General features: G+C 65.5%; 1 protein-coding gene. It reads right to left on the reverse strand.

The genetic code is table 11. The annotated features are described in order from the left end of the window. A partial coding sequence (locus AC630_RS42120) for an IS110 family RNA-guided transposase (protein ID WP_143198773.1) occupies positions 1 to 504 on the reverse strand: 504 nt, incomplete at both ends.

Here is a 504-nt window from a genome sequence, read left to right on the forward strand (position 1 = left end):
CTCGATCGTCCTCAACTCGTCCTGAACCTGTTCATATTGGCGAGCAAGCATCGCAAACAGCTCGCGGGCCAGCGCCGGCACGCCTTCGTTCCGGCTGATCGCCGCCAGCAATGCGGCGAGCTTGTCCAGCCCCCGGGCCACGGTTAGACCGAACTCCGCTGCATGCCCGCGGATCGTGTTGGACAGCTGCGTGCGACGCGCGACCAATTGCTCGCGGACGCCCAGCAGCATCAGCGCTGCCTGCTGCTCAGCCGTCTTCACCGGCACATACCGCATCCGCGGCCGGCTTGCAGCCTCGCACAGCCCTTCGGCATCGCGCCCGTCGTTCTTGTTGCGCGGCACGTAGGGCTTCACCAACTGCGGCGCGATCAGCTTGACCGTGTGTCCCAGCTTGCCGAGCTCGCGCGCCAAGTTGTGAGCTGCCCCGCAGGCCTCGATCGCAACCACCGTCGACGGCAGCTTGGTAAAAAACTCGAGCATCGCCTTGCGACTTAGCCGCTTCCG

Source organism: Bradyrhizobium sp. AS23.2, from assembly GCF_001908185.1.
Taxonomy (GTDB): Bacteria; Pseudomonadota; Alphaproteobacteria; order Rhizobiales; family Xanthobacteraceae; genus Bradyrhizobium.